The sequence below is a fragment of the Dorea sp. AF36-15AT genome (assembly GCF_003477705.1).
GTDB lineage: Bacteria > Bacillota > Clostridia > Lachnospirales > Lachnospiraceae > Claveliimonas > Claveliimonas ammoniilytica.
The window spans coordinates 218,977-245,114 of record NZ_QUDV01000002.1 but is presented as its reverse complement, the minus strand read 5'-3'; the positions used below and the strand labels follow the sequence as shown (position 1 = coordinate 245,114).

Sequence of the window (26,138 nt, the reverse complement as noted above, 5' to 3'; positions counted from 1 at the left end):
TGCGGGATTTTACATTTCTTTTTAAATCAGATTATTCAGCGTCTGCGTCTGTATATTTTGCAGCATACTCTGAAACTTTTCCATCGCTGATCAGTTTCTCGATTGCTGTGTTGATCTTATCCAGAAGTTCTGTATTGCCTTTCTGAACAGCAATAGCATATTCCTCAGAATCAAATGCATCGTTATCCTCTACAATCTTAAGACCGTCATTATCAGCAACATATTTCTGAGCTGTTGCAGAGTCGATAACAACAACATCACACTTGTCATTTACAAGCTCCATGATTGCTTCTGTACCTTTTTTGAATGCTTCGTAATCATAGCCAAGATCCTTTACGCAAGTCTCACCTGTGTATCCCTGGATAACACAGATTTTCTTTCCTTCCATATCAGATGCTTTTGTAATGTCAGAACCATCTTTTACTACCATTACCTGAGTAGCTGTATAATATGGTGTAGAGAAATCAACTGCTTCTGCTCTTTCATCTGTTACAGTCATACCGGCAATAACAGCATCAACCTGTCCATTCTGAAGAGCAACGATCAGGGAATCAAACTCCATGTTCTCGACTTCAGCTTCCATTCCATTCTCTTCAGCGATATCTTTTGCGATTGCGATATCAATACCATCAAACTCTCCGATCACACCTTCTTGTGTTACATACTCAAACGGTGGAAATTCAGCATTTGTACCGAATTTAATCGTATCTTTTGAATCTGTAGATTCTGTCTTTTCATCACTCTTCTTACCGTCGCTGCTTCCACATGCAACAAGCATTGCTGCCATCATTGCAACTGTAAGAATAACAGAAAGCATTTTTGTCATCTTTTTCATAATACATTCTCCTTTTCCTCACAAGTAGTTACCTGCGCTTTTACATTGATCAAAACATTGATCGGTTATCTCTATATCATGCAAACACTGTTTGCAGAATATCAAATATCATTGCAGCACCTGACTATAACACTTTACTTAAGAATAGCTTTGTTCTCTCATTTTTCGGATTCGTAAACACTTCTTCCGGTGTTCCGTTCTCCATGATGATACCCTGATCCATAAAAATCACACGTGATGCAACTTCTCTGGCAAATCCCATCTCATGAGTTACAATAACCATTGTCATACCAGATTCTGCCAGATCCTTCATTACATCAAGAACCTCTCCGACCATCTCAGGGTCAAGTGCGGAAGTCGGCTCATCAAAAAGCATGATCTCCGGATTCATTGCCAGTGCTCTCGCAATTGCTACACGCTGCTTCTGTCCACCGGATAATTGTACCGGATATGCCTCCGCTTTTTCTTCCAGACCAACTCTCCTTAACAGTTCCATTGCTTTTTCTTTCGCCTGATCTTTTGTCATTTTCTTCAACATAACCGGCGCAAGCGTAATATTCTCCAGAATCGTAAGGTGTGGGAACAGATTAAACTGCTGAAATACCATTCCCATTTTCTGACGAACTTTATTTACATCACATTTCGGATCTGTGATCAATTCATCATCTACGTAAATCTCGCCTTCTGTAGCTGTCTCAAGCTGATTCAGGCAACGGAGAAAAGTACTTTTTCCCGAACCGGATGGTCCAATGACTACAACAACTTCTCCTGGTCTGATATGCTCATCAATTCCTTTTAATACTTCTAATTCATCAAATTTTTTATGCAGATTCTTTACTTTTATCATCTCACAGCCCCCTTATCTTATGTCTGATTTTCTCAACTTGTTCTCAAATACGCCAAGTATCAATGTAAGAACCTTAATCAGAACATAGTAAATGATTGCTGTACCGATCAACGGCATAAATGCCTCATACGTAGCACTCTTAATGAAATCTCCTGCTTTCTGAATATCCATCAGTCCAACGTAACCGACAATTGCAGTCTCTTTGATAAGTACAATAAATTCATTACAAAGTGCCGGAAAAATATTCTTCAATGCCTGCGGGATTACGATTCTTGTCATCGTCTGGTAAGCATTTAATCCCAATGATCTTCCCGCCTCCGTCTGTCCTTTATCTATAGAAAGGATTCCGGCACGGATGATTTCCGATACATACGCACCCGAATTAATACCAAATGCTATCGCTGCAATAATCCATTTTTCAATATCAACGGTCGCAAAAATTACAAAGTAAATGATCATCAGCTGTGTGACTGAAGGTGTACCTCGAATAATATCAGTATATATCTTACCGATTGCTCTGAGGAATTTGTTCTTAGACAAATTACAGAGTGCAATCAGAAAACCGATCAGAATTCCAAGGATAACCGCTACGATTGACACTTTAATCGTCACACCAATACCACTGATCAGAAGTTTATACCTATCTTCTCTGATAAAGCAGCGCGCAAATGTATCTGCCATATCCGCCGTCCAACTATTCATAAATAACCGCCTCTCTCTTCATAACCTAATGATTATGCAATTTTTATTCCTACTTATTCCACACTATGCGTTATATTTTAGCACGTTCACGCCAAATTGCAACTGTATTTTTATACATTTAAAGGGGTATTTTTATGCAAAATTAATTTATTTCGTACAAAAATGCCCCTTAATTTCTTCTTTTATATTATCCCATGATCACCTGGAAGATCGACACGATCAGAATCAATACTCCAAGCGCAATACGATAATATCCAAATACCTTAAAATCATGCTGTTTAATATATCCCATCAGAAACTTGATAGCAAATATAGATACCCCAAATGATACAATACATCCAAGCATCAGGAAACCAAACTCTGCCGCTGAAAATGCTAATCCAAATTTCAACAGCTTCAGGAAGCTTGCTCCGAACATAACCGGAATTGCAAGGAAAAATGTAAATTCCGCCGCTGTCTCTCTGGATACTCCAATGATTAGCGCTCCTACGATTGTCGCACCGGATCTTGAAGTTCCCGGAATCAATGCAAGCATCTGGAACACACCGATCCACAACAGCATCTTAAGTGTAAGCTGTGAAATCCTGGTAACCTTTGGCTGTTTTCCTCTGTGCTTATCTTCTATTATAATAAACAACACACCATATACAATCAGCATGATTGCAACCGGCACCGGTTTATAAAAAATCGCATCCAGATAATCATTAAACAATAATCCCACAATCGCTGCCGGAACTGACGCGATCGCCACTTTAATCCACATCTGCCAGGTCAACATCTTCTGACGTTCGGATTTTCTTGGGGAAAACGGATTCAATTTGTGGAAATAGAGCACCACAACAGCCATGATCGCACCAAGTTGAATCACCACGTCAAACATTTCCATAAATGCATCACTGAGTCCCGGCTTCAATACGCTGCCGACCAGAATCAGATGGCCGGTACTGCTGACCGGAAGCCATTCGGTGATTCCTTCTACGATACCCAGGATCACAACTTTAATAAAATCTAACATATCTGCCTCCTTTTATTCACATCTGCCAGATACTACCTCAATACAAATTTTTCAATTGCTTTTGCAACGCCATGCTCATCATTGGTCACTGTGATATAGTCTGCTGCTTCTTTGATCTCATCAATACCATTCTCCATAGCCACACCAAAACCGACTCTGCGAATCATATCCATATCATTAGAACCATCACCAAATGCCATGATCTCATCCTTCTTAATACCAAGGATCTCTCCCAGCTTCAAAAGCGCGATACCCTTCTGTGCATCTTCCCCGTTCGCTTCAATATTATTGCCTAACGCACTGGTAACGGCTGCTCCCTGAACCTTCTCTTTTACTTCTTTCATTGCCAGATCTCTTGTTTCTGTATCGCGAAACAGTGCCTGTAGCTTATCCACTGCCATCTTTTTCTCATGGAACATAGCTTCCACATCCGGCACCCGGCGTCTGGTAGTACGCATATATTCAATCATCGGCTTAATCGGCATATATTCCTCAATACGCTCTACCATATCCGCAGTTGCATAACCGAATCCCTCATAATACACTTCCCTGTATGTATCGTATTTTGCAAAGATCTCCAGCAATTCCTTACCTTTTTCATATGGAAGCAATGCTTCATGCAGAACTTTATCCTCCTGCACGTCTACTACTCTGGCACCGTTAGCTGTGACTGCATATCGGATACCAGGAAGTGCCATAACTGGCTTTGGTATACCGGTCAGCGGTCTTCCCGTCGCCGGAAGAATGATCACGCCCTGCTCAACAGCTTCCCTTATGACGTCCCGTGTATAATCACTGATCTCCTTATTACTGTTTAACAGCGTTCCATCCAGGTCAAAACCGATCATCTTAATGTTTCGTTTCATCATAAGTCAATAATTCCTTCCCGTCTCGCGTAAATAAATACATATCTGTATTGATTTTGTTCGTCCCCATTGTATATGCCTGTTCCGCATGTGTTTTCATCGTTTCTATTGCTTTTGGCTGAGACAGCGGTGCAAACAACACCGTATCTGTACGTGGTGCCATAATCAGCAGATCGTCCTGTAATTTCTCCGAGCATACATTCCAGATATGCTGAAAGCACAGGGAACTTGCCTCATGCTTGCCATCTGCCAGAATAGAAAATGCTCCATACATGGTATTACCGATTACAAATTCCACGTCCCGCACCAAATTCTCGCATGCCTGATGATATAATGCCGGTATATCACATTCCGGCGGAAGCATATTATCTTTAATGACTTCATATGTTTCTTCGCCTCTCTTTATGACAAACAGGATCTTCAAAGCACCTACAAATTCAATTAATGGTGTATCTTTCTCGGATATATTCTTACCATTCAATGTCTCAGGCAGTGATAATGTGCTTGACACCCACGGATAAATCTGATCCTTAATATTATCATACAAATAATGTTCTTCTTCGTATTTCTTCATAACTGGCTCCTTTGCCATAATATTTTTATTTAACATTTCTACTATACCAAAAAAATACAAATAAAGCAATAAATCCACGCATCCGTATAAATATCTTAATAAATATACAACGCGTGGATCTATTGCTTTATTTTGTTATGATGCTGTAAATTGATTAACCTTCGTAGTATGCTTTCAGGTACATTGCTTTGATCTCTTTAAACAGAGGATATCTTGGGTTAGCACCTGTACACTGGTCATTGAATGCATTCTCTACCATTTCATCCAATGTAGCGAGGAAATCTTCTTCCTTAACACCGTAATCTTTAATTGTTCTCTTGATTCCAACTTTTGCCTTCAAGTCTGCGATTGCTTTGATGAAGTTCTCAAATACTTCATCATCATTCTTTCCTGTTACTCCGCAGAATCTTCCAAATTCAGCATATCTCTCTTTAGCCTTCGGATATGGATACTGAGAGAATGTTCCCATCTTAGCCGGTGCCGGATCTGCATTAAAGCGCATTACATGTTCAATCAGCAATGCATTAGCAATACCGTGTGGCAGGTGGTGATATGCACCAAGCTTGTGTGCCATAGAGTGGCAAACTCCCAGGAATGCATTGGCAAATGCCATACCAGCCATTGTAGATGCATTAGCCATTCCTTCTCTTGCGATCGGATCAGCAGCGCCCTTCTCATATGCATCTGGCAAATATGTGAAGATGTTCTTACCAGCTTTGAGAGCCAGACCATCTGTATAATCAGTAGCCATGATAGATACATATGCTTCCAGAGCATGTGTCAGGGCATCGATACCTGACGCACTGGTCAGTCCCTTCGGCTGAGTCATCATGAAGTCTGTATCTACGATTGCCATGTTCGGCAGAAGCTCGTAGTCAGCGATCGGCCATTTTGTACCTGTGTCTGCATCTGTGATGATTGCAAACGGTGTAACCTCAGAACCTGTACCTGATGAAGTAGGAATTGCTACCATCATAGCTTTCTCGCCCATCTTCGGGAATGTGTATACTCTCTTACGGATATCCATGAAGTCCATAGCCAGATCTTCGAAGTTGCACTCCGGATGCTCGTACATCAGCCACATGATCTTCGCTGCATCCATTGCTGAACCACCACCAAGTGCGATGATCACATCTGGTCCAAATGCTTTCAGCTGATCCAGACCTTTTCTTGCGATCTGCAGTGTCGGGTCTGGTGCCACCTCATAGAAGCATGTGTGCTGGATACCCATTTTATCAAGCTTATCTGTGATCGGAGCTGTCATTCCGCTGCTGAACAGGAATCCGTCAGTTACGATAAATGCCTTCGTCTTGTTATAGTAATTCTTCAGCTCATCCAGCGCAACCGGCAGGCATCCTTTCTTAAAGTATACTTTCTGAGGTGTTCTGAACCACAGCATATTCTCTCTCCTTTCAGCAACCGTCTTAACATTTAACAAATGTTTTACTCCTACGTTCTCTGATACAGAGTTACCGCCGTAAGAACCACAGCCCAGAGTCAGAGATGGAGCTAATCCAAAGTTGTAAAGGTCACCGATACCACCCTGTGAAGAAGGTGTATTTACCAAAATACGACAGGTCTTCATGCGATCTGCATGTTCTGCCATTTTTTCTTTTTCGCTTACATTTATATAAAGGGAAGATGTATGTCCGTATCCACCATCAGCAACAAGCTGTTCTGCCATCTGAAGCGCGGTTTCAAAATCTTTTGCTTTATAAAGAGCAAGTACAGGAGATAATTTCTCATGTGCGAATGGCTCTTCTACGTTAACAGAAGTTACTTCACCGATCAGGATCTTCGTATCTTCCGGAACTTCAAATCCAGCCAGCTTAGCGATCTCTGCCGCAGGCTGTCCTACGATCTTAGGATTAACGCTTCCTGCAGGTGTCAGGATAATCTCACGAACCATATCCAGTTCTTTCTTGTTCAGTACATGGCATCCTCTCTTAATGAATTCTTTCTTCACATCATCATAAATGTCAGCCAGTGCTGTAACAGACTGTTCAGATGCACAGATCATACCATTGTCAAATGTCTTAGAATGGATAACTGAGTACACTGCTGTCTGAATATCACAGCTTGAGTCCATGATAACAGGTGTATTACCAGGTCCAACACCGATGGCCGGTTTTCCTGAAGAGTAAGCTGCCTTTACCATTCCAGGACCTCCTGTTGCAAGAATTACATCTGCGTTAGCCATGATCAGACCAGACATCTCAACCGTAGGTTCTTCCAGACATTCTACAATGCCTTCCGGTGCTCCTGCCTTAACAGCTGCTTCATATACCAGCATTGCGGCTGCTCTCGTAGATTTCTTAGCACGTGGATGTGGACTGATGATAATCGCATTTCTTGTTTTTAATGCAATAAGTGTTTTAAAAATTGCTGTTGATGTCGGGTTTGTTGTAGGAATAATAGCTCCAACCAGACCAACCGGCTCTGCAATCTTCTTAATTCCGTATGAGTTATCTTCTTCAATCACACCACAGGTCTTTGTTCTCTTATACTGATTATATGTATATTCTGCTGCGTAATGATTCTTGATAACCTTATCTTCTACGATTCCCATTCCTGTCTCTTCGGCTGCCATCTTTGCCAGCGGAATACGTGCCTTATTAGCTGCCATAGCCGCCTCGAAAAAAATCTTATCAACCTGTTCCTGAGTGTATGTTGCGAAGATCTTTTGGGCCTCTTTCATCTTGGCCATCTTCTGCTCCAACCATTCAGCGGTATTTACCTCTGGTTCTGCCACTGCCTGTTTTACTTCTTTTGCCATAACTATATCCTCCCTTGTGTAGAAATCGTCTTGCTTTAACTGTCTCCAAGTATATCCCTCCGTTAATTAATTGTCAATTAAAAATGATATATTTTTAACGAATTTGTGAATATATTCAAACATTTATAACATTTCAAGATTTCATTGTGAGTTTTTCACAAAATGCATAGAGAGAAATACTATAGTATTTTTATATAGCAAAAACTTATTTGATAATTCATCATTATTGTGTGTACAATTAAATCATTTACTATTTCTGATATAGATAATTTTTTGTTATATTTATAACATTTACAAGCTATTTTCCTAACCCTGCAGAATACCTTTTTATCTGATATTTAAGCACAATACACAAAGAAAACGCACCCTGATTTCTCAGAGTGCGTCTATATGCTTTCTGTTCTATATCGTTATTATACAAGCTCAAGAAGAACTTCCATAGCTGCGTCACCTTTACGGAGACCAATCTTAACGATTCTTGTGTAACCACCGTTACGATTCTCATACTTAGGTGCAATCTCGTCAAACAGCTTAGCTACAAGATCAACTTCCTTAGTATTTTTCTTTCTTCCAGCTCCCTGTGCAGGAACTTCTGTTACAGGGTAGAGAACTTTAAGCATTTCTCTTCTGGCATGCAGTCTTGAAGGCATATCTTTCTTGATTGTCTTCTCAACTTCGTCGTATACAGTTACTTTCTTACCGTCTACAACTTCTTTAACTCTCTTACCATCTTTGTCTTTACGAGCAACTTTAGCCTTAACAGTTACTTCTTCGTAATTGTCTTTTTCTCTAACAGCCATAGCGATCAGACCTTCAGCAACTTTGCGGATCTCTTTTGCTTTCGCTTCTGTTGTAACGATCTTACCGTTGTTCAGAAGTGCTGTTACCTGGTTTCTGATTAATGCTTTTCTCTGGCTTGATGTTCTGCCGAGCTTTCTATACTTTGCCATCTCTTATTTCCTCCATTTTGACACTTGGTTATGCATTCATCGGGCTTACTAGCCAAATGCGATATCACGCTCTTTGGTCTTACTGATACCTTGGTTTATATTTACGTAAGGACGGAATTCTATTCCTCTCCCTGGCTGAGTTCGAGACCCAGCTCTTTTAACTTTGCTAATACTTCTTCCAGAGACTTGCGACCAAGGTTACGTACCTTCATCATGTCTTCTGGTGTTCTGTTTGTAAGTTCCTCTACTGTATTGATTCCCGCTCTCTTCAGGCAGTTGTAAGAGCGAACAGACAACTCAAGTTCATCGATGCTCATCTCAAGCACTTTTTCCTTCTCATCGTCTTCTTTTTCGATCATTACTTCTGCTGACTGAGCTACCTCAGACAGGTCTACAAACAGTTTCAGATGCTCACTTAATACCTTTGCTGCCAAACTTACAGCCTCATCCGGAAGCAGAGTTCCGTTTGTCCAAACATCTAATGTCAGTTTGTCAAAGTCTGTAATCTGACCAACACGTGTATTCTCCACAGTAAGGTTAACGCGCTCTACCGGTGTATAGATAGAATCAATCGGAATCACTGCGATTGGCAGGTCTTCTGTCTTATTCTTATCTGCACTCACATATCCACGACCCTTTGTAATGGTAAGTTCCATATACAGCTTGCTGTCAGCTCCACCATTCAATGTGGCAATAACAGTCTCAGGATTCATGATCTCAATGTCTGAATCCACCTGGATATCTGCGCCTGTTACCACACCTTCACCTTCGAACTCAATGTAAGCAGTCTTTGGTTCGTCAGTTTCTGATGTGTTCTTGATCGCCAGTGATTTCAGGTTCATAACGATCTCTGTAACATCTTCTTTTACACCCGGGATGGAACTGAACTCATGCAGTACTCCATCAATCTTAATCTGGCTGATTGCAGCACCAGGAAGTGAAGAAAGCATGATCCTTCTGAGAGAATTTCCAAGTGTTGTACCATATCCTCTTTCCAAAGGCTCTACAACAAATCTTCCATATCTCTTGTCATCTGAAATCTCGGTTATCTCGATATTTGGTTTATTAAAATCAAACACTATATAGTCCCTCCTTGTGGGATGAATACCTAAATCTTATTATTTAGAATACAACTCGACGATCAGCATCTCGTCAACTGGAACATCAATCTCATCACGAGTAGGAAGTTCCTTAACTGTAGCTTTCAGGTTCTCCTGATCTGCTTCAATCCATCCTGGAACGAGACGTCCTGCTGTTACCTCAAGGATATCTTTGTATCTCTGAGATCCTTTGCATTTCTCTTTGATTTCGATCACATCACCAGCTTTAACAAGGTAAGATGGGATGTTTACCTGCTTACCATTAACTGTAACATGCTTGTGGTCAACGATCTGACGAGCCTCACGACGTGTTCTAGCAAGACCCATACGGAATACTACGTTATCAAGTCTGCTCTCAAGCAGGATCATCAGGTTAGGACCTGTCATACCCGGCTGACGCTGAGCTTTCTCGAAATAGTTTCTGAAAGGTTTCTCAAGTACGCCGTAGATAAACTTAGCTTTCTGTTTCTCACGCAGCTGAAGACCGTACTCACTCATTTTTCTATTAGATCTCTTTAACTGTCTGTTAGACTTTTTATCAATTCCCAAATATACCGGATCCATTCCGAGGGAACGGCATCTCTTAAGAACCGGAACTCTATTTACTGCCATGTTCTATATATCCTCCTAATTATTTCGCCAATTTATGGTTATCAATGTTTCGACTAGACTCTTCTGCGCTTCGGCGGACGGCATCCGTTGTGTGGTACCGGTGTTACGTCTCTGATGCTTGTTACATCAATTCCGCATGCCTGAAGTGCTCTGATTGCTGCTTCTCTTCCTGAACCAGGTCCCTTTACAAATACATCTACTGTCTTCAAACCATGAATTAATGCTGCCTTAGCTGCTGTCTCAGCTGCCATCTGTGCTGCATATGGAGTAGATTTCCTTGAACCTTTAAATCCAAGACCACCAGCACTTGCCCATGAAAGAGCATTACCCTGTGCATCTGTTAATGTAACAATTGTGTTGTTGAAAGATGACTGGATATGTGCCTGTCCGTGTTCAACGTTTTTCTTGACACGTTTTTTTGTCACTTTTTTTGTAACTTTCTTTGCCATAATAAAACTAACCTACACTTTCCTTAACTTATTTTTTCTTATTAGCTACTGTTCTCTTAGGACCTTTTCTTGTTCTTGCATTGGTCTTTGTCTTCTGACCACGAACCGGAAGTCCTTTTCTGTGACGGATACCTCTGTAGCATCCGATCTCCTGTAATCTCTTGATGTTCAGAGCGATCTCTCTACGAAGATCACCTTCTACAACCTGAGTTTCATCGATTACTGCACTGATCTTCTTAACGTCTTCGTCTGTCAGATCTCTGCAGCGAATGTCAGGATTAACTCCTGCTTCTGTCAAAATACGAGTTGCACTTGTTCTACCGATTCCGTAGATATAAGTCAATCCGATCTCAACACGTTTGTCTCTTGGTAAGTCTACACCTGCAATACGAGCCATGTGATTTTTCCTCCATTTTTCCTTGTTGTTTTGGTTGTCGAAATGCACATCTCGCCTCCGCTTTGCTGCGGCTCGATGATGGGCTGGCGCCCTATTTCGTCCTCGAATTCTGCCGTTTTGCAAGCAAGCTTGCAACGTCAGTCTTCCTCGGACTCAGCATTTCTCCCTGTTGTTTCATATTGTCTTTAATAGGGGAACTCCTGGTTCCCAGGCGTGTTCGGTATCACGCCCTTTCCGGCCACCGGTCTTGTCCCGGTAATGACGAGCCGGCATTAGAAGCAATATACGAGGACTTCACCGGCTTTGGTGCTTCCTTGTATATTAAATAGCTTACACGCCGCCTGGCGTATCTGCTATCAGCCGCCTAATTCACTCCAAAATTCATAAATGCATCTCAAATAATAGTGTTCAATGCCTATCCCTGACGCTGTTTATGCTTTGGATTTTCGCAAATAATACGAACGCTTCCTTTTCTTTTAATTACTTTGCACTTTTCGCAAATTGGTTTTACTGATGATCTAACCTTCACGGGGATCCTCCTTTCATCCATTGCTTTGCCTTTAGTTTCTTTGCTTTGTGTGCCTTTAAAATTGCATAACGAAATAAAAGCACCCAAAAACGTGCTTACATATTATAGCATCGCTAATATTACTACGTCAATACTTTTTTTATTTATCTCTCCAGATAATTCTTCCCTTAGATAAATCGTATGGTGACAACTCAAGTGTTACCTTATCTCCCGGAAGAATCTTGATAAAGTTCATTCTCAGCTTACCACTGATGTGTGCGAGAACCTGGTGTCCATTCTCAAGTTCTACCTGAAACATCGCATTTGGAAGTTTCTCTACAACTGTTCCTTCAATTTCAATTACGTCAGCCTTTGACATATCTTATATCCTCCTAATTCTCTTCCCTGTTATATTCTTTCAATATCCGTTTGATCTGAACATCATTCATTGTCTCGATCGGATATTCCCGGTTAATGATCTGCAAATGTTTGAACTTCTTTTTCTTCGGATTGGCAAGTGTCCGGATCCTGCCATCACAGACCAGCACATATGCGTCCGCGCTTTCTACTATTATATATACCTTTCCGGTATCGTGTCCGGCTTTTGACCTTACCAGCATTCCTTTTCTATATCTGTCCATATATTCCTCGCTTCTTCCGCACTACGGTGTATCTTCCGTCAGGGACAGAATGCGCGGTTCACCGTCTGTGATTAATATGGTATTTTCATAATGCGCTGACAGGCGACGGTCTCTGGTCACTACTGTCCAGTCATCATCCATCCAGTCAACTTCCCAGCTTCCGGCATTGATCATCGGCTCAATTGCCAGCGTCATACCGGCTTTCAGAAGCACACCTTTTCGATTCATCTCGTAATTCGGAATCTCAGGTGCTTCGTGAAGTGCTGTCCCGATTCCATGTCCGCACAGATCTCTTACTACCCCATAGCCTCGTTCTTCAGCATATCTGCCAATAGCTCCGGAGATATCAAATAAATGATTGCCTTCTTTCGCATATTTTATGCCTTCAAAAAAGCTTTCTCTGGTAACTCTGATCAAATCCTCGGCTTCTTTACTGACCTCGCCCACTGCGTGAGTTCTGGCAGCATCAGAATGGTAGCCTTTATAAATGACTCCTGCATCCAGGCTGACTATATCGCCCTCTTTGATAATACGGTCAGCTGACGGTATTCCATGGACGACCTCTTCATTCAATGATACACAGATAGATGCCGGATAGCCATTATAATTAAGGAAAGAAGGGATACATCCGTATCCCCTTATAATCTCCTCACCCAATCGGTCAATATCCAGGGTACTCATTCCAGGGTGCAATGCCTTACCAAGTTCCTGATGTACCTGACTCAGGATACGTCCTGCTTCAGCCATCAGTTCAATTTCTCTAGGTGATTTTACGGTAATCGGCATAACTTATGCTCCCAGAAATTCCGTAATTGCGCGGAATACATCATCAATATCTACAGTTCCATCCACTGTACGGAGGATTCCCTGACTGGTATAGTAGTCAATTAACGGCTGTGTCTGATCATGGTATACATTCAGTCTCTTCTGAACTGTCTCTGGCTTATCATCATCTCTGAGGATCAGCTCTCCGCCACAGGTATCACAGATACCTTCCTTCTTGGTCGGAGCATATACCATATGATATGTAGCACCACATGTCACGCATGCTCTTCTTCCGCCCATACGTTTTACAATGTTCTCATCCGGTACATTTACATCAATTGCAAAATCTACCTTCTGTCCCATTTTCTCAAGAGCTTCCGTCAATGCTTCAGCCTGAGGAATCGTACGCGGGAAACCATCCAGAACATAACCATTCTTACAGTCATCCTGATTGACACGGTCAACTACCAAGTCAACTACCAGTTCATCCGGAACAAGAAGTCCCTGATCCATGTAGGTCTTAGCCTTTTTTCCAAGCTCTGTTCCGTTCTTAATATTGGCGCGGAAAATATCTCCTGTAGAAATATGCGGAATCCCGTATTTTGCAGCAATTTTCTTAGCCTGTGTTCCTTTACCTGCACCAGGTGCACCCAGCATAATGATCTTCATACTATACACATCCTCCTTTATAGTATTTTAACCCGCGAAATAATCCGCAGGTCAAAATGCTTAGTTATTTAAAAATCCTTTGTAATTGCGAACGAGCATCTGCGACTCAATCTGCTTCAATGTCTCCAGTATAACACTGACGATAATGATAAGGGAAGTACCACCAAATGATACTTTTGCTCCCAGCCATCCATTAAACAAGATCGGCACAAACTGAATGATTACCAGTCCGACTGCGCCCATAAAAATGACGTAGTTCAGAATTCTGGTCAAATACTCGACCGTTGGACGTCCCGGTCTGATACCTGGGACAAATCCACCGCTCTTCTTCATATTATTTGCAATCTCCATCGGATTAAATGTGATGGAAGTATAAAAATAAGCGAAGAATACGGTTAATATAATGTATACAACCAGTCCCCAAGAATACTTAATATTCTGTGGGTTACACCAGTTGCTCTGATTCATTCCTCGAAGAATCTCGCTTCCAATTCCGCTTCCGTTACCTTTTCCAAGGAAAGATGCGATTACAATCGGAAACTGCATCAGAGAAGAAGCAAAGATAATAGGAATAACTCCGGCAGTATTAATCTTCATAGGAATATGAGTTGACTGACCGCCATAAGTTCTTCTACCCTGCATCTTCTGTGAATACTGCACGGCAATTCTGCGTTCTCCATCCTGAAGAATAACAACCATTACAACAAGAACCAGGATAATTGCTGCAATAATAATTGCTGCAAGCCCGCCCTTAGCAATAGTCTTACCTTTTACAAAACGTTCAAACAGTGTGTTCAGATCACTAGGAACACGCGAAAGGATGTTAATCAACAATACAATTGAAATACCATTTCCAACACCATTCTCTGTGATACGCTCACCAATCCACATCAGAAGTGCGGATCCGCCAGTCAGCGTTAATACAACAATTGCTGCATTTACAAAATTGTATTCCTGAAGCAGACCCTGACGTCCAAAACCAATTGCCATAGCAGTTGATTCCATCAATGCCAGAGCTACAGTAAGGTATCTTGTAAAAGATGCGATCTTCTTTCTTCCATCCTCGCCCTCGCGCTGCATTTCCTCTAACTTAGGAATTGCAATTGTGAGCAACTGAATGATGATAGATGAAGTAATGTATGGTGTAATACTCAGAGCAAATACTGACATCTGCTCAAAAGATCCACCGGTGAATGCGTTAAAAAAGTTAAACGCATCCCCCGTGTTCTGTGCAAAAAAGTTTTTAATATAGTCCGGGTTTACACCTGGAGTCGGCAGCTGTGATCCTAAACGAACCACAACCAGCATCATGAAGGTGTAAAAGATTTTCTTTCGAATATCTTCAATCTGAAATGCCCGCCGAACTGTTTTGAACATTAGATCACCTCTGCTTTTCCACCAAGAGCCTCAATCTTAGCTACCGCACCGGCACTAAATGCATTTGCCTGAACTGTAAGTTTCTTTGTCAGTTCACCGTTACCAAGAATCTTAACGCCATCTCTTGGGTTCTTAACGATTCCTGCTTCGATCAATGTCTCTACTGAAACTACAGCATCATTATCAAATACTTCCAGAGCACTTACATTAATTCCAACGATTGTCTTAGAATTTCTGTTAGTGAATCCTCTCTTAGGAATTCTTCTGTACAGTGGCATCTGTCCGCCTTCGAAACCAGGTCTTGTGCCGCCTGAACGAGCTTTCTGACCCTTGTGTCCCTTACCTGCAGTCTTACCATTTCCAGAACCATGTCCACGTCCTCTTCTGAAGTTATCGCTCTGCTTTGCTCCGTCAGCTGGTCTTAAATTAGATAAGTCCATCGTGACACCTCCTTACTCAATATAAATTAATTAAGCTTCCTCAACTTTTACCAGGTGCTGTACCTGTTTGATCATACCTCTTGTAGCAGCGTTGTCTGGAAGTTCAACAGTCTTGTTAACCTTCTTCAGTCCAAGAGCTTCTACAGTCTTCTTATGCTTCGGTACAGCGCCGATTGTAGATTTTACTAATGTGATTTTCAAATTTGCCATTTCGGTTCTACCTCCTTATTAGCCTAAGATCTCTTCGATGGATTTTCCACGAAGCTTAGCCACTTCTTCTGGAGTCTTAACCTCTTTCAGACCTTCAATAGTAGCAAGAACTACGTTCTGCTTATTGTTAGATCCGAGAGATTTTGTACGGATGTTCTTAATACCTGCCATCTCGATAACGGCACGTGCCGGACCACCGGCGATAACTCCAGTACCTTCAGGTGCCTTCTTCAGTAATACTGAAGCGCTTCCGAATTTACCGATCAAATCATGTGTAATACTTCCATTTTCATCTAATGCTACAGAAATAAGCTTCTTAGCTGCATCCTCTTTTCCTTTGCGGATAGCTTCCGGAATTTCGGTTGCCTTTCCTAAGCCTGCACCAACATGGCCGTTACCATCGCCAACAACTACTAAAGCTGTGAATCTCATATTACGACCACCCTTAACAACCTTGGTAACACGCTTAATTGATACTACTTTTTCTGTTAATTCTAATGAACTAGCATCAATACGTTCCTGTTTCATGTGTGCTCCTCCTTCTAGAAATTCAAACCAGCTTCTCTTGCTGCGTCTGCTAATGCTTTAATCTTTCCATGATAAACGAATCCGCCTCTGTCAAAGACTACGTCCTTAACGCCCTTTTCAAGTGCTCTCTCAGCGATCACTTTTCCAAGGTATGCAGCAGCTTCTACATTGTTGGTCTTTTCCAGATTGGCTTTCACATCTTTCTGAAGAGTGGAAGCGGATACCAGAGTCTTTCCAACTGTGTCATCAATAACCTGAGCATACATGTGATTATTGCTTCTGAATACTGCTAAACGCGGGCATTCAGATGTACCGCTGAAACGGTTACGTATTTTCATGTGCTTTTTAACACGAATTTCGCTTCTTGATTTCTTGCTAACCATTATCTCTCACCCTCCTTAATTATTTTTTACCTGTCTTACCAACTTTACGTCTGATTACTTCATCAGCATACTTGATTCCCTTGCCCTTATATGGCTCCGGTCTTCTCTTGTCTCTGATCTCAGCCGCATACTGGCCAACTTTTTCTTTATCGATACCCTGAACAGTGATCTTATTCTGTCCTTCCAGAACAGTCTCAAGACCTTCTGGATCGATCATCTCAACCGGGTGAGAGTATCCAAGGCTCAGAGTCAGTTTATTTCCTGATTTAGCCGCTCTATAACCAACACCGTTTACTTCCAGAACTTTCTTGTATCCTTCGGTAACACCAACAACCATGTTATTGATCAGTGTTCTTGTAAGACCATGAAGAGATTTCATCTTCTTCAGATCGTTTGGTCTTGTTACTACGATGGTCTCGCCTTCCTGCTTGATTTCCATCTCTACTGGAAGCTCTTTTGTAAGAGTTCCCTTAGGACCTTTAACGGTCACTACATTATTCTCTGCGATTTCAACAGTTACTCCTGCTGGAATTGCGATTGGCAGTCTTCCGATACGTGACATTGCCTTTCCTCCTTAACTTAGATTCTCGGAGCGGCTTAGCCGCTCTGTTTTCAGTTACTATATTGCGGAAGTTCTTTTCACTAAGCTCGAAAATACCTCGCTAAGTTCAAAGAACGACCTCGCACTAAGTTCAAGCAGAGCCTTCCGGCTCGCTTTCACTAAGTTGCTTTCGGCCTACCATACAAATGCAAGTACTTCTCCACCTACACCGGCTTTTCTAGCCTCTTTGTCTGTGATTACGCCCTGATTTGTAGAAATGATAGCTGTTCCAAGTCCTCCAAGAACTTTAGGAAGCTCTTCGCAGTTAGCGTATACACGCAGACCTGGCTTAGAGATTCTCTTAAGACCTGTAATAACTTTATCATTCTTGTCAACACCATACTTCAGTGTTACGCGGATTGTCTTGAACGCTCCGTCTTCTACGATGTCATATTTTGCGATATATCCTTCATTTACCAGAATATCAGCGATTGCGATCTTCATCTTAGATGCAGGAATATCTACTGTATCATGTTTAGCAGTATTCGCATTACGAATTCTTGTAAGCATATCTGCAATTGGATCACTCATAGTCATGGATCTGTATCCTCCTTTTCTAATGTTTACCAGCTAGCTTTCTTTACGCCTGGGATCTGTCCCTTGTAAGCCAGTTCGCGGAAGCAAACACGGCAGATTCCATATTTTCTCAAATACGCATGTGGACGTCCGCAGATTCTGCAACGGCTGTATTCTCTTGTAGAGAATTTTGGTTTGCGCTGCTGTTTGATTTTCATTGCTGTCTTAGCCATAATTTACCTCCTTATTTTGTGAATGGCATGTTGAACTGTTTCAGCAGTTCTCTTGCTTCTTCGTCAGTCTTAGCAGTTGTTACGAAGATAACATCCATTCCTCTAACCTTATCTACCTTATCGTACTCGATCTCTGGGAAGATAAGCTGCTCTTTGATACCAAGAGCGTAATTTCCTCTTCCGTCAAATGCATTCGGATTAACACCTCTGAAGTCACGTACACGTGGAAGAGCAAGGTTAACCAGACGGTCAACGAACTCGTACATCTTATCTCCTCTTAAGGTAGTCTTACATCCAATTGCCATGCCCTCTCTGATCTTGAAGTTAGCCACTGACTTCTTAGCCTTACAAACAACGGCTTTCTGTCCTGTGATCTTCTCCATATCAGCGATTGCTGAATCTAAAGCTTTTGCATTATCTTTTGCTTCACCAACACCCATGTTGATAACAACTTTATCGAGTTTTGGTACTTCCATAATATTCTTATAACCGAACTTCTTGATCATTGCATCAACGATCTCGTTCTGGTACTGTTCTTTTAATCTGCTACTCAAAGCTCTGGACCTCCTTCCTCAAATTAATCAATTACTTCGCCTGTTTTCTTAGCAACACGAACCTTCTTGTCGCCATCCATCTTGAAACCGACTCTTGTAGCTTCACCTTTGTGAAGATACATAACGTTAGATGCGTCGATCGGTCCTTCCTGGTGAATGATTCCACCATTCTGGTTAGCCATACTTGGTTTTGTGTGCTTTGTCAGCATATTGACGCCTTCGACAAGGACTGTTCCATTTTTATGATTAACAGCGATAACTTTGCCTTCTTTATCTTTATCTTTTCCGGCAATTACTTTAACCATATCGCCTTTTTTGATTTTCATTGTCGCCATTTGTGATCGCACCTCCTTAAAGTACTTCCGGAGCTAAGGAAACAATCTTCATAAACTGTTTGTCACGAAGCTCTCTCGCTACTGGCCCAAAGATACGGGTTCCTCTTGGGTTCTTATCGTCTCTAATAATTACAGCAGCATTTTCATCAAAACGGATGTAAGATCCGTCTTTACGACGAGTACCTTTTACAGTACGAACAACTACAGCTTTCACAACGTCGCCTTTTTTAACAACGCCGCCTGGTGTTGCATCTTTAACAGTTGCAACAATAACGTCGCCAATGCTTGCATATCTTCTGGTTGAGCCGCCAAGCACGCGGATGCAAAGTAACTCTTTAGCACCTGTATTATCCGCTACTTTCAATCTGCTTTCTTGCTGTATCATTGCAGGTTTCCCTCCTTATACTATTTCGCTTTTTCCATAACTTCGACAAGTCTCCATCTCTTATCCTTAGAGATTGGCTTTGTCTCCATAACTTTAACAATATCTCCGATGTTGCATGTGTTCTCTTCATCGTGAGCTTTTAATTTATAAGTTCTTTTTACAATCTTATTGTAAAGTGGATGTTTCACATGATTTTCTACAGCAACTACGATAGTCTTATCCATCTTATTGCTGACAACTTTGCCTACACGTGTTTTTCTAAGATTTCTTTCCACGACATTTACTCCTTTCTTTAAGAAGCTAATTAACCTCTCTGTGTCTCAGTGATCACAGTCTGGATTCTTGCGATATTCTTTCTAACTTCTTTGATTCTGCTGGTATTGTCTAACTGGTTTGTTGCGTTCTGGAATCTCAGGTTAAAGAGTTCCTTTTTAGCAGCTACTAATTCTTCATTCAGCTCTGCAGCTGATTTTGTCTTTAAATCTTCTACAAATGCATTAATTTTCACTGTTATCACCGCCTTCTAAGTCTGCGCGAGAAACGATTTTACATTTACAAGGTAATTTGTGTGTAGCAAGACGAAGTGCCTCTCTTGCAACTTCCTCAGATACGCCTGCGATCTCGAACATTACGCGGCCTGGCTTCACAACTGCTACCCAGTACTCAAGGGTACCTTTACCGGAACCCATACGTGTTTCAGCTGGTTTTGTAGTTACTGGTTTATCTGGGAAAATCTTAATCCAAACTTTACCACCACGCTTGATATAACGAGTCATAGCAACACGGGCAGCCTCGATCTGGTTAGATCTGATCCAACAAGGTTCTGTTGCAACAATACCAAATTCACCATATGAAAGAGTGTTTCCACGAAGAGCTTTTCCTTTCATGGATCCACGGAACTGTTTACGACGTTTAACTCTTTTTGGCATTAACATGATTATCTATCTCCTTCCTTAGCTGTTTTTTCCGGAAGAACTTCGCCTTTGTAAATCCATACCTTAACACCAACTTTTCCGTAAGTTGTATTGGCCTCAGCGAATCCGTAGTCAATGTCTGCTCTCAGTGTCTGAAGCGGGATTGTTCCCTCACTGTAGAACTCTGTACGAGCCATATCAGCTCCACCCAGACGTCCTGAAACAGATGTCTTCACACCAAGTGCTCCGGACTTCATTGTTCTGGACATGCAAGACTTCATAGCACGTCTGAACGAAATACGATTCTCCAGCTGCAGTGCAATGTTCTCAGCTACGAGCTGAGCGTCTTTGTCAGGTCTCTTAACTTCTTTGATATCTACAATTAACTTCTTGTCTGTGTAGTTAGCAAGTTCAGCTTTTACTTTTTCGATCTCAGAACCGCCCTTACCGATAACTACGCCCGGTTTAGCAGTGTAAATGCTGATCTTGATGCGGTCAGATGCTCTTTCGATCTCAATCTTAGAAACACCAGCGCTATATAATTTCTTCTTAAGAAATGTTCTGATTTCATGGTCTTCTACAAGGTAATCTGCGAATTCCTTCTCAGCATACCACTTAGAGTCCCAATCCTTGATAACACCGACTCTTAAGCCATGAGGATTAACTTTCTGTCCCATGATTGCCCTCCTTATCTTTCATCCAGTACCAGTGTAATGTGGCTCATTCTCTTTTCGATTCTGTAAGCTCTACCCTGGGCTCTAGGTCTGATTCTCTTCATTGTTGGTCCTTTATTTGCATAAGCTTCTGCAATGTAAAGGTTATCAGCGCTCATACCGTTGTTGTTCTCAGCGTTTGCGATTGCTGACTCTAATAATTTCTTTATTAAGCTTGAAGCATATCTTGGATTGTAAGTTAAAATACCAAGTGCTGTCTGTACATCCTTACCTCTGATGGCATCCAATACGAAGCATGCTTTCTGAACTGACACTCTAGCGTAAGATAACTTTGCTGAAGGTCTTGTGTCCTTGTTAGCATTTCTTTCTCTCTTGATCTGGGATCTATGTCCTTTAGCCATGGATGAACCCTCCTTTCAAATACTGTTAATTATCTAACTTTAGATTTCTTTTCGTCTTTTCCGTGTCCTCTGTATGTTCTGGTTGCAACAAACTCTCCAAGCTTGTGTCCAACCATATCTTCTGTCACATACACCGGTACGTGTTTTCTTCCGTCATGAACGGCGATTGTATGTCCAACCATGCTTGGGAAGATTGTAGAACGACGAGACCAGGTCTTGATAACTGACTTGTCGCCAGATGCGTTCATAGCATCAATCTTCTTAAGCAGACTAGCGTCTGCGAATGGTCCTTTTTTAAGTGAACGAGCCATGGTTCTACCTCCTTGCGAATCTATTATTTAATACCTTTACCATCACGTCTTCTTACGATCAGCTTGTTAGACTGCTTGTTCTTCTTGCGGGTCTTCAGGCCGAGTGCCGGTTTACCCCAAGGAGTACACGGACCTGGACGTCCGATTCCAGCCTTACCTTCACCACCACCGTGCGGATGGTCGTTAGGGTTCATAACAGAACCACGTACTGTAGGTCTGATACCCATGTGACGCTTACGTCCTGCTTTACCAATGTTGATCAGGCTGTGGTCTCCATTACCAACCACACCGATAGAAGCACGGCAAACGATCGGAACCATTCTCATCTCTCCTGATGGAAGACGAAGTGTTGCGTATTTGCCTTCTTTAGCCATCAGCTGCGCGCTGTTACCAGCGGAACGAACAAGCTGACCACCTTTTCCAGGGTACAGCTCGATGTTGTGGATCTGTGTACCTACCGGAATTTCTGAAAGAGGAAGGCAGTTACCTACTCTAACCTCTGCTTCAGGTCCATTCATTACCTTCATACCATCTGTAAGTCCAGCTGGTGCAAGGATATATGCTTTTTCACCATCTGCGTAGCAGATCAGTGCGATATTAGCTGTTCTGTTCGGATCGTACTCGATTCCGATTACAGTTGCCGGAATACCATCTTTTCTTCTCTTGAAGTCGATGATTCTGTATTTCTTCTTAGCTCCGCCTCCGCGGTGTCTAACTGTGATTTTACCCTGGTTGTTACGTCCTGCCTGTCTGCTCTTAGAATCCAGCAGAGATTTCTCAGGAGTCTTCTTTGTGATCTCTGAAAAATCAGATCCAGTCATCTGTCTTCTGGAAGGCGTATATGGGTTATATGTCTTAATTCCCATGATTACTTCTCCTTTCGAATTACTAATTATTCATCTCACGGAATTGCACCGTATACTCAGTTTCGTTCTTACAGTCCCTCGAAAATCTCGATATCTGCGCTGTCATCTGTCAGCTGAACGATTGCTTTCTTAGTCTTAGCTGTCTTACCGAACTTCCATGTTCCACGTACTCTCTTCTGTTTTCCGTCAAGGTTCATGGTGTTAACGCTCTTTACTTTTGTTCCTGCGAACATTTTCTCTACAGCTTCTTTTACCTGAGACTTTGTCGCCTCTGTGTGTACCAGAAATGTGTATTTCTTCTCACCCATCAGCTCCATGCTCTTCTCAGTTACTACTGGTTTAAGGATTACATCATAATACTGAATGTTTGCCATTATGCGTACACCTCCTCAATTGCCTGTACAGCAGCCTTAGTAGCTACTACTGTGTTATATTTCAGAACGTCAAATACGTTGATTGTATTTGTCTTAGCTGTCTTAACATCAGCAATGTTTCTAGCAGAGATCTCTGCATTTACATTACCATCTTCAAGAACAACCAGTGCCTTGCTTACATCTAAGCCTTTCAGCATGTTAGCAATGCTCTTTGTCTTGATCTCGCTAAGTGCGATCTCGTCGATAACGATGAACTTGTTCTCTTCAACCTTTGCTGTAAGCGCAGATTTCAGAGCAGCTCTCTTCTCTTTCTTATTCATCTTGAATGAATAATCTCTTGGAGTCGGTGCGAATACCACTCCGCCGCCTGTCCACTGCGGAGATCTTGTAGAACCCTGTCTTGCATGACCTGTTCCTTTCTGTCTCCATGGTTTTCTTCCGCCACCAGATACTTCAGAACGTGTTTTAGCTTTCTGTGTACCCTGACGTTTATTTGCAAGCTGGTTAACAACTGCCATGTGTACTAAGTGCTCATTAACTTCTACACCAAATACAGCATCGTTCAGTTCCATTGTACCAACTTCTTTACCTTCGATATTGTAAACTGCTACGTTTGCCATCTCTAGCGTTCCTCCTTTCCTTAGTTAAAGCCTACTTGCCAGACTTTACTGTCTCTTTGATTGTTACTAAAGATTTCTTTGGTCCCGGTACAGATCCCTTAACCAGAAGCAGGTTCTTTTCAGCGTCTACGCGAACAACCTCAAGATTCTGGATTGTGATCTTCTTGTTACCCATCTGTCCTGGCATCTTCTTTCCTTTGAATACCTTGCTCGGATCAGATGCAGCTCCGTTGGAACCAGCATGACGGTGGAACTTAGAACCATGTGTCATAGGTCCTCTGTGCTGATTGTGTCTCTTGATCGCGCCCTGGAATCCTTTACCTTTAGAGATTGCAGTTGCATCGATCTTGTCACCAGCCTCAAAGATATCAGCTTTGATTTCCTGAGCCAGTGCATATTCATCAGCGTTCTCAAATTTGAACTCTGCCACGTATCTTTTGCTTGTAACACCAGCTTTTGCAAAATGTCCCTGCTCAGCCTTTGTCACACCGTGACGATGAACGATTTCTTTTTTACCATTTTTGTCTTTGTTAACTGTCTTATCTTTCTTGTCAACAAAACCAACCTGTACTGCACTGTATCCATCATTCTCTACAGTCTTGATCTGTGTTACTACACAAGGACCAGCCTGAAGAACTGTTACAGGAGTCAGTACTCCGTCTTCGTTGAAGATCTGAGTCATTCCGACCTTCGTAGCCAAAATAGCTTTCTTCATTATAATTACCTCCTTGATTTACAGCGGAACACCACATGAGTGTTCATCCTAAATGTTAGGACTGCTTATTTGTTTTTCATTTTGATATCAATATAAACACCAGCCGGCATTTCCAGTCTGGACAGTGCATCTACAGTTTTCTGTGTAGGTGCGATGATATCAATCAGTCTCTTATGAGTTCTCTGCTCGAACTGTTCTCTGGAATCTTTGTATTTGTGAACGGCTCTCAGAATTGTTACAACTTCCTTCTTAGTTGGAAGCGGAACCGGTCCACTCACCTGTGCTCCATTCTTCTTTACAGTTTCGATAATTTTCTTAGCGGACGCATCAACCAGCTGATGATCATACGCTTTCAAAGTGATTCTCATTACTTGACTTGCCATAAAAAAAGTCGCCTCCTTTTCGTACTTTTAACTTCAGTACGACAAGCGGTGACTGTACACTCTCCCGTGTGTGTCGTGAGAAACTCACACGTTGTTACCACATCTCAGTGGCCGTTATAGTTTCGTACAGTGACTTGTCGCCAGTTTCCTAACTTGACATTCGCTCCACGGAAAACCCGTCATTTTCAGACGGCAACCTCGCGCTTCACAGCTATCAATGTCACAGCTTTTTCAGTATATCGGATATCTTTTATATTTGCAAGGTTTTTTTTGTTTTTATTGTACTTTTTTAAATACAATCTCGAGTCCGGTATTTTTACACTTTTCGCACTCAAAAAAACCATACCTGTTATCCAGAAATATCCCTTTCTATTGTCATTGACCGTTGTGCCATTATATTATATCATATTATATATAAGGAAACGTTATGGTCAAGGATTCTTCTTTTACCATCATATCATACATCTATTATAATAGGAAAGAAGGAAGTTACATGGATACAAAAAGATGGAAAGTCATGCTTGCCGCAGATGACTACGGCAGCTTTACCCGCGTAGGCGAAGAACTGGGCTACACACAGTCCGGTATCACCCAGATGATGAAAGCACTCGAAAAAGAAGTTGGCTTCTCTCTATTTATAAAGGATAATCACGGCGTCACATTGACCAAAGAAGCAAAAGCATTAATTCCTGCCATCCGGAATCTTTTGAACGCCGACGAAGAGATCAACCAGGAAATCGCTTCACTGAAAGGCGCGCAGGTCGGCACGATCCGTATCGGCACATATCTCAGCTGTTCGATCCACTGGATTCCTAAGATTATCCGCGAATTTCAAAAAAGTTATCCTGACATCCGCTTCAAGATCATAGAGGGAACCGAGGGTGATCTGGCAGAGTGGATTGAAAACCGACGGGTTGACATCGGATTCATCAGTTACCAGAAGAATCAGCGTTATCAGTTCCTGCCGGTCATGGACGATGAACTTTACGCTGTAGTTCCTTCCTCACACGAATTCGCCAAACAGGGAAAAATCCCTTTGGAATGGTTTCAGGACGCTCCTTTCGTTGTTACCGACTACACGCCGGGCAATGACGTTCATCGCATTTTGAAGCAATATAAGATCAAACCAGATATCCGCTATGTCACCATCAACGAATTTAGTTCCATTTCAATGGTAGAACACGAATTAGGAATGACAATACTTCCGGGGCTTCTGCTCCGCGGGCAGGTCGGGGATTTTGCTGTACGTCCGTTAGTACCGAAAGTTTACAGACAACTTGGACTGGCATTCACATCCCAGGATGCCTTATCACCAGCCACCAAGATATTCCTAAAGTACGCCAAAGACTTTCTTCTGGATGATTAACCGATCGCTTTTTATATCTCAAAATTTCCATAAAAATATCCTCCCAGATCAATATATTCCAATATCAATCCGGGAGGATATTTATCTCAGTCAAGAAGACTCCCACCTCTTCAGGTGGTGAGTAATAGCAAATCTATCTCATCGCTTTGCTTTTTTCTTTCTTAAAGACCCTTATCATAAAATAGCTAAAACCACCAATGTAACCTACCACTGTAATTATCATCATAATAATTGCATCCATCGTCA

The 26,138-nt window shown here is 41.9% G+C and carries 40 protein-coding genes; 1 reads left to right on the top strand and 39 read right to left on the bottom strand.

The window, feature by feature from the left end; genetic code table 11:
• Positions 1-31: 31 nt before the first annotated feature.
• From DWZ93_RS05410 to rpsJ, 39 genes are all read right to left on the bottom strand, one after another.
• Positions 32-835 (bottom strand): transporter substrate-binding domain-containing protein, encoded by an 804-nt coding sequence (locus DWZ93_RS05410; RefSeq protein ID WP_118452192.1) that lies wholly within the window; start codon positions 833-835, stop codon positions 32-34.
• 124 nt (positions 836-959) lie between these two features.
• Entirely contained in the window at positions 960-1,682 is a 723-nt protein-coding gene (locus DWZ93_RS05405; protein ID WP_118452191.1) for an amino acid ABC transporter ATP-binding protein, read from the bottom strand.
• Between the two features lie 12 nt (positions 1,683-1,694).
• Positions 1,695-2,384, bottom strand: coding sequence for an amino acid ABC transporter permease (locus DWZ93_RS05400; RefSeq protein ID WP_243061130.1), 690 nt, complete (start codon positions 2,382-2,384; stop codon positions 1,695-1,697).
• Between the two features lie 187 nt (positions 2,385-2,571).
• Positions 2,572-3,399 carry an undecaprenyl-diphosphate phosphatase gene (locus DWZ93_RS05395; protein ID WP_118382519.1) on the bottom strand — a complete coding sequence of 276 codons (828 nt, stop codon included), beginning with the start codon at positions 3,397-3,399 and terminating at the stop codon, positions 2,572-2,574.
• A 32-nt stretch (positions 3,400-3,431) separates the two neighbouring features.
• The gene (locus DWZ93_RS05390; RefSeq protein WP_330421726.1) at positions 3,432-4,268 is read right to left on the bottom strand and encodes a Cof-type HAD-IIB family hydrolase; all 837 of its coding nucleotides are present in this window, start codon (positions 4,266-4,268) and stop codon (positions 3,432-3,434) included.
• Positions 4,249-4,839, bottom strand: a complete 591-nt coding sequence (locus DWZ93_RS05385; RefSeq protein ID WP_118452190.1) for a hypothetical protein — start codon at positions 4,837-4,839, stop codon at positions 4,249-4,251. Before DWZ93_RS05385 ends, DWZ93_RS05390 begins: the two co-directional genes overlap by 20 nt.
• Before the next feature lie 154 nt (positions 4,840-4,993).
• Positions 4,994-7,615, bottom strand: a complete 2,622-nt coding sequence (adhE, locus tag DWZ93_RS05380; protein WP_118452189.1) for a bifunctional acetaldehyde-CoA/alcohol dehydrogenase — start codon at positions 7,613-7,615, stop codon at positions 4,994-4,996.
• Between the two features lie 413 nt (positions 7,616-8,028).
• Positions 8,029-8,565 carry a bL17 family ribosomal protein gene (locus tag DWZ93_RS05375; RefSeq protein ID WP_118382517.1) on the bottom strand — a complete coding sequence of 179 codons (537 nt, stop codon included), beginning with the start codon at positions 8,563-8,565 and terminating at the stop codon, positions 8,029-8,031.
• Between the two features lie 119 nt (positions 8,566-8,684).
• Entirely contained in the window at positions 8,685-9,644 is a 960-nt protein-coding gene (locus DWZ93_RS05370; protein WP_118382516.1) for a DNA-directed RNA polymerase subunit alpha, read from the bottom strand.
• Positions 9,645-9,683: 39 nt separating this feature from the next.
• On the bottom strand, positions 9,684-10,277 hold the full coding sequence (rpsD, locus tag DWZ93_RS05365) for a 30S ribosomal protein S4 (RefSeq protein ID WP_118382515.1): 594 nt from the start codon (positions 10,275-10,277) through the stop codon (positions 9,684-9,686).
• Positions 10,278-10,330: 53 nt separating this feature from the next.
• Positions 10,331-10,726 carry a 30S ribosomal protein S11 gene (gene rpsK, locus DWZ93_RS05360; RefSeq protein WP_118382514.1) on the bottom strand — a complete coding sequence of 132 codons (396 nt, stop codon included), beginning with the start codon at positions 10,724-10,726 and terminating at the stop codon, positions 10,331-10,333.
• Positions 10,727-10,754: 28 nt separating this feature from the next.
• Entirely contained in the window at positions 10,755-11,123 is a 369-nt protein-coding gene (gene rpsM, locus DWZ93_RS05355; protein ID WP_118382513.1) for a 30S ribosomal protein S13, read from the bottom strand.
• A gap of 415 nt (positions 11,124-11,538) precedes the next feature.
• Positions 11,539-11,652 (bottom strand): 50S ribosomal protein L36, encoded by a 114-nt coding sequence (gene rpmJ, locus DWZ93_RS05350; protein ID WP_005339020.1) that lies wholly within the window; start codon positions 11,650-11,652, stop codon positions 11,539-11,541.
• A gap of 139 nt (positions 11,653-11,791) precedes the next feature.
• Positions 11,792-12,010 carry a translation initiation factor IF-1 gene (gene infA / locus DWZ93_RS05345; protein ID WP_004607275.1) on the bottom strand — a complete coding sequence of 73 codons (219 nt, stop codon included), beginning with the start codon at positions 12,008-12,010 and terminating at the stop codon, positions 11,792-11,794.
• A 13-nt stretch (positions 12,011-12,023) separates the two neighbouring features.
• Complete coding sequence (locus tag DWZ93_RS05340) at positions 12,024-12,272, bottom strand: KOW domain-containing RNA-binding protein (protein WP_118452188.1); 249 nt, start codon at positions 12,270-12,272, stop codon at positions 12,024-12,026.
• A 21-nt stretch (positions 12,273-12,293) separates the two neighbouring features.
• Entirely contained in the window at positions 12,294-13,058 is a 765-nt protein-coding gene (gene map, locus DWZ93_RS05335) for a type I methionyl aminopeptidase (RefSeq protein WP_118382511.1), read from the bottom strand.
• A 3-nt stretch (positions 13,059-13,061) separates the two neighbouring features.
• Positions 13,062-13,706: an adenylate kinase gene (locus tag DWZ93_RS05330; protein WP_118382510.1), complete on the bottom strand. Its 645-nt coding sequence runs from the start codon at positions 13,704-13,706 to the stop codon at positions 13,062-13,064.
• A 60-nt stretch (positions 13,707-13,766) separates the two neighbouring features.
• Positions 13,767-15,083 (bottom strand): preprotein translocase subunit SecY, encoded by a 1,317-nt coding sequence (gene secY / locus DWZ93_RS05325; protein WP_118382509.1) that lies wholly within the window; start codon positions 15,081-15,083, stop codon positions 13,767-13,769.
• Positions 15,083-15,523 carry a 50S ribosomal protein L15 gene (gene rplO / locus DWZ93_RS05320; protein ID WP_118452187.1) on the bottom strand — a complete coding sequence of 147 codons (441 nt, stop codon included), beginning with the start codon at positions 15,521-15,523 and terminating at the stop codon, positions 15,083-15,085. The genes secY and rplO overlap by 1 nt, the downstream gene beginning before the upstream one ends.
• A gap of 30 nt (positions 15,524-15,553) precedes the next feature.
• Positions 15,554-15,733 carry a 50S ribosomal protein L30 gene (rpmD, locus tag DWZ93_RS05315; protein WP_118382507.1) on the bottom strand — a complete coding sequence of 60 codons (180 nt, stop codon included), beginning with the start codon at positions 15,731-15,733 and terminating at the stop codon, positions 15,554-15,556.
• A gap of 18 nt (positions 15,734-15,751) precedes the next feature.
• Positions 15,752-16,261: a 30S ribosomal protein S5 gene (gene rpsE, locus DWZ93_RS05310; RefSeq protein WP_118382506.1), complete on the bottom strand. Its 510-nt coding sequence runs from the start codon at positions 16,259-16,261 to the stop codon at positions 15,752-15,754.
• 14 nt (positions 16,262-16,275) lie between these two features.
• Positions 16,276-16,644, bottom strand: coding sequence for a 50S ribosomal protein L18 (gene rplR / locus DWZ93_RS05305; RefSeq protein ID WP_118452186.1), 369 nt, complete (start codon positions 16,642-16,644; stop codon positions 16,276-16,278).
• Between the two features lie 19 nt (positions 16,645-16,663).
• The gene (rplF, locus tag DWZ93_RS05300; RefSeq protein ID WP_118382504.1) at positions 16,664-17,206 is read right to left on the bottom strand and encodes a 50S ribosomal protein L6; all 543 of its coding nucleotides are present in this window, start codon (positions 17,204-17,206) and stop codon (positions 16,664-16,666) included.
• 174 nt (positions 17,207-17,380) lie between these two features.
• Positions 17,381-17,782 (bottom strand): 30S ribosomal protein S8, encoded by a 402-nt coding sequence (rpsH, locus tag DWZ93_RS05295; RefSeq protein ID WP_118382503.1) that lies wholly within the window; start codon positions 17,780-17,782, stop codon positions 17,381-17,383.
• 26 nt (positions 17,783-17,808) lie between these two features.
• Entirely contained in the window at positions 17,809-17,994 is a 186-nt protein-coding gene (locus tag DWZ93_RS05290) for a type Z 30S ribosomal protein S14 (RefSeq protein ID WP_118382502.1), read from the bottom strand.
• Between the two features lie 11 nt (positions 17,995-18,005).
• On the bottom strand, positions 18,006-18,548 hold the full coding sequence (gene rplE / locus DWZ93_RS05285; RefSeq protein ID WP_118452185.1) for a 50S ribosomal protein L5: 543 nt from the start codon (positions 18,546-18,548) through the stop codon (positions 18,006-18,008).
• A 23-nt stretch (positions 18,549-18,571) separates the two neighbouring features.
• A complete protein-coding gene (gene rplX / locus DWZ93_RS05280; RefSeq protein ID WP_118452184.1) occupies positions 18,572-18,883 on the bottom strand; it encodes a 50S ribosomal protein L24 in 312 nt (103 codons plus the stop codon).
• 16 nt (positions 18,884-18,899) lie between these two features.
• Positions 18,900-19,268, bottom strand: a complete 369-nt coding sequence (rplN, locus tag DWZ93_RS05275) for a 50S ribosomal protein L14 (protein WP_118382500.1) — start codon at positions 19,266-19,268, stop codon at positions 18,900-18,902.
• Positions 19,269-19,288: 20 nt separating this feature from the next.
• On the bottom strand, positions 19,289-19,543 hold the full coding sequence (gene rpsQ, locus DWZ93_RS05270; RefSeq protein WP_118382499.1) for a 30S ribosomal protein S17: 255 nt from the start codon (positions 19,541-19,543) through the stop codon (positions 19,289-19,291).
• A gap of 29 nt (positions 19,544-19,572) precedes the next feature.
• Positions 19,573-19,776, bottom strand: coding sequence for a 50S ribosomal protein L29 (gene rpmC / locus DWZ93_RS05265; RefSeq protein WP_118382498.1), 204 nt, complete (start codon positions 19,774-19,776; stop codon positions 19,573-19,575).
• Entirely contained in the window at positions 19,766-20,203 is a 438-nt protein-coding gene (gene rplP, locus DWZ93_RS05260) for a 50S ribosomal protein L16 (RefSeq protein WP_118382497.1), read from the bottom strand. Before rplP ends, rpmC begins: the two co-directional genes overlap by 11 nt.
• Before the next feature lie 2 nt (positions 20,204-20,205).
• Positions 20,206-20,859, bottom strand: coding sequence for a 30S ribosomal protein S3 (gene rpsC / locus DWZ93_RS05255; protein WP_118382496.1), 654 nt, complete (start codon positions 20,857-20,859; stop codon positions 20,206-20,208).
• A gap of 11 nt (positions 20,860-20,870) precedes the next feature.
• On the bottom strand, positions 20,871-21,257 hold the full coding sequence (rplV, locus tag DWZ93_RS05250) for a 50S ribosomal protein L22 (RefSeq protein ID WP_118382495.1): 387 nt from the start codon (positions 21,255-21,257) through the stop codon (positions 20,871-20,873).
• A gap of 29 nt (positions 21,258-21,286) precedes the next feature.
• Positions 21,287-21,568, bottom strand: a complete 282-nt coding sequence (gene rpsS, locus DWZ93_RS05245) for a 30S ribosomal protein S19 (RefSeq protein ID WP_118382494.1) — start codon at positions 21,566-21,568, stop codon at positions 21,287-21,289.
• A gap of 23 nt (positions 21,569-21,591) precedes the next feature.
• Entirely contained in the window at positions 21,592-22,434 is an 843-nt protein-coding gene (gene rplB, locus DWZ93_RS05240) for a 50S ribosomal protein L2 (protein ID WP_118452183.1), read from the bottom strand.
• A 68-nt stretch (positions 22,435-22,502) separates the two neighbouring features.
• Positions 22,503-22,808 (bottom strand): 50S ribosomal protein L23, encoded by a 306-nt coding sequence (gene rplW, locus DWZ93_RS05235; RefSeq protein WP_118382492.1) that lies wholly within the window; start codon positions 22,806-22,808, stop codon positions 22,503-22,505.
• Positions 22,808-23,428, bottom strand: a complete 621-nt coding sequence (gene rplD, locus DWZ93_RS05230; protein WP_118382491.1) for a 50S ribosomal protein L4 — start codon at positions 23,426-23,428, stop codon at positions 22,808-22,810. The genes rplW and rplD overlap by 1 nt, the downstream gene beginning before the upstream one ends.
• A 31-nt stretch (positions 23,429-23,459) precedes the next feature.
• The gene (gene rplC / locus DWZ93_RS05225) at positions 23,460-24,143 is read right to left on the bottom strand and encodes a 50S ribosomal protein L3 (RefSeq protein WP_118452182.1); all 684 of its coding nucleotides are present in this window, start codon (positions 24,141-24,143) and stop codon (positions 23,460-23,462) included.
• A gap of 65 nt (positions 24,144-24,208) precedes the next feature.
• Complete coding sequence (gene rpsJ / locus DWZ93_RS05220) at positions 24,209-24,526, bottom strand: 30S ribosomal protein S10 (protein ID WP_118382489.1); 318 nt, start codon at positions 24,524-24,526, stop codon at positions 24,209-24,211.
• A 427-nt stretch (positions 24,527-24,953) separates the two neighbouring features.
• Between rpsJ and DWZ93_RS05215 the strand changes: the two genes are divergently transcribed.
• Positions 24,954-25,892, top strand: coding sequence for a LysR family transcriptional regulator (locus tag DWZ93_RS05215; RefSeq protein ID WP_243061128.1), 939 nt, complete (start codon positions 24,954-24,956; stop codon positions 25,890-25,892).
• Positions 25,893-26,138 lie beyond the last annotated feature (246 nt).